This window comes from Brevibacillus sp. SKDU10 (genome assembly GCF_001645205.1).
Taxonomy (GTDB): Bacteria; Bacillota; Bacilli; order Brevibacillales; family Brevibacillaceae; genus Brevibacillus_B; species Brevibacillus_B halotolerans.
Genome location: NZ_LSSO01000106.1, coordinates 1 through 2,520 on the forward strand (window position 1 = coordinate 1; position 2,520 = coordinate 2,520).

Below are 2,520 nucleotides of genomic sequence, written 5' to 3' on the forward strand. Positions count from 1 at the left end.
AAAATAGAAAGAAGGTGACACTCCACTATGTCAGAACGAGAAAGCACTGGGTTTTTAATGAAACAAAGAGCCTTTCTTAAGCTATATTTGATTACTATGGTGGAAATGAAAAAAGGATATGCCCTACAAATGCTTGATATTTTACAGCATGACTTCAAAAATCTTGGTTATCGACCTAATCACGCGGAGATTTATCGTTCTCTTGATGATCTTGTAGAGGATGGAATTTTGTATCGTGTAAAAAAGCTTCAACCTAATATGAATTCGAAGCATAAGGAAGTTGTTTATTATCATTTTGTTTCGGACGGCGGAGATGAAAAAGCGATGCGTTATAAGGCAAACGTAAAAACGGATTTAGACAGATGTATCAAAATATTGCGAAAAGCAGTTGCAGATAACTATTAAGAATATCATGAGCTCGCTTTCGGGTAGCCCGATTTCTTACTTAGAAATTAGGGCTTTATAAGATGCAAACAATTGGACAGCTCGCACTGTTGATGGTAAACTCTCCGCTCAATATGAGCATACTGTGGCGATAACTAAGGATGGACCTCTGGTTCTTACGGAACAAGACTAATTCCTCTCCAATATGAGGAAACATGCTATTTTTCTTTAATTTCATTTCTAGAGATTCAAAACGTGAAAAAGATTTACTTCCAGATACTCTTACAAGGTATAAGAACCCTTCGTTTTTGGAAACAACTGATTTCAACAAGGATTGAAAAACGGAGGATAACTAATGACACGTAATGACATTGGTAGGGAAGACCTACCACGCTTTCCCGAGCCATACTGGAAAGATTTCATTCAATTGCCGACATTTCCGGCCTTGCAAGAAGACCTAAAGGTAGATGTGGTTGTTATTGGTGGAGGAATAACTGGAATCACGGCGGCCTATCTTCTCGTAAAAGAAGGCTTGAAGGTAGCATTACTAGAAGCCAATACATTAGTAAATGGAACTACTGGGCATACAACAGCTAAAATTACAGCCCAACACGATTTGATTTATGATGAATTAATCAGTCATATGGGACAAACAAAAGCAAGACTGTATTATGAAGCCAATTCAGAAGCACTCCAATTTATTAAGCAGACTGTTTCGGAGCATCAAATCAACTGTGATTTTAGTCAACAGGATGCCTATATTTATGCTACCACCAAAGAGTATGCCAATAAGCTGGAGCAAGAGTATTCGGCCTATCAACAGCTTCGTATTCCTGGGGAGCTCGTCAATGACATCCCCTTTGATATAAACGTTCATAATGCGTTATTGATGAAAAATCAAGCACAATTCCATCCGTTAGCCTATCTAGACAAGCTTGTAAAATTGATTGTTGAAAATGGAGGCCTCATTTTTGAAAATTCGATGGCCATCGATCTCGAAGAAGGCGATCAGCCAACTGTAATTACCCGCGAAGGTCAGCGCGTCACAGCAAATTATGTTCTTTCATGTTCCCATTTTCCTTTTTACGACGGGATGGGTTTTTATTTTACAAGATTGCAAGCACAAAGATCATATGTCATTGCCATTAAAACGAAAAAAGAGTTTCCAGGTGGTATGTATATTAGCGCAGATCAACCAAAACGATCTCTACGATCCGTAACCATGAATGGAGAAAATCTTGTGCTGGTTGGAGGAGAAAGTCATAAAACCGGGCAAGGAAAGGACACTCTTGAACATTACAAAGCCTTAGAAGCATTTGCTCATGAAGTATTTGATGTAAAGGAAATCCTCTATCGCTGGTCAACTCAGGATCTCGTTACCTTGGATAAGGTTCCATATATTGGAGAGATCACTGCCAATCATCACAATGTTTTAGTGGCAACTGGCTACAGAAAATGGGGAATGACAAATAGTACTGCTGCAGCACTGCTTCTTCGAGACATTGTGCTAAAAAGAGACAACCCTTATTTTGAGTTATATCGTCCTTCACGGTTTTATATAAATCCTAGTTTGAAGGAATTCTTTGCAGTAAATCTTGATGTCGCTAAGCATTTAATCAGTGGGAAACTCGAAGTCCCTGATCGAAAAATAGAAGATTTAGCGGATGGGGAAGGCGGTGTTGTTCTATATGATGGAGAACGTGCGGGTGCTTATAAGAATGAAAAAGGTCAATTATTCGTCGTAGATACGACATGTACACATTTAGGATGTGAAACAGAGTGGAATCATGGCGACCGGACCTGGGATTGTCCTTGTCACGGCTCAAGATTTTCACATACGGGCGAAGTTATTGAAGGTCCAGCAGAACTTCCATTAAAAAGATTACATTAAGTCTCTTAGAAAAGAGAGCAATGAATAAGTCGATTCCTTCACATAAAAGGATTTGGCTTTTCTCTTTTTTGCGATTTTACGCCTCAAGGGATTGTGTTAACTGATTACCGAATCACTTTTTCGAGACATGAGATCGAGTAAGAGGCTGTAACAAACTCCCTGATAACCTATAGCGTAAGGAAAGTAGAGGCAGGGAATTCATATAGAGAAAGACCTCAGGAGATGCGGGCACCTCGCGAAGGCTT

Annotated in this window: 2 protein-coding genes and 1 pseudogene; all 3 read left to right on the forward strand. The window is 39.4% G+C overall.

The features are described from left to right. The first annotated feature begins 27 nt into the window (after positions 1 to 27). The 3 genes and pseudogenes from AYJ08_RS06100 (at position 28) to AYJ08_RS06105 (ending at position 2,275) form a co-directional block, all read left to right on the forward strand. Positions 28 to 405 carry a replication termination protein gene (locus AYJ08_RS06100; RefSeq protein ID WP_064016986.1) on the forward strand — a complete coding sequence of 126 codons (378 nt, stop codon included), beginning with the start codon at positions 28 to 30 and terminating at the stop codon, positions 403 to 405. Between the two features lie 61 nt (positions 406 to 466). Beyond that, positions 467 to 577 (forward strand): annotated as a pseudogene (locus AYJ08_RS24365) (type I methionyl aminopeptidase); the annotation flags it as partial. Between the two features lie 162 nt (positions 578 to 739). Beyond that, positions 740 to 2,275, forward strand: a complete 1,536-nt coding sequence (locus tag AYJ08_RS06105) for an FAD-dependent oxidoreductase (protein ID WP_064016987.1) — start codon at positions 740 to 742, stop codon at positions 2,273 to 2,275. Positions 2,276 to 2,520 lie beyond the last annotated feature (245 nt).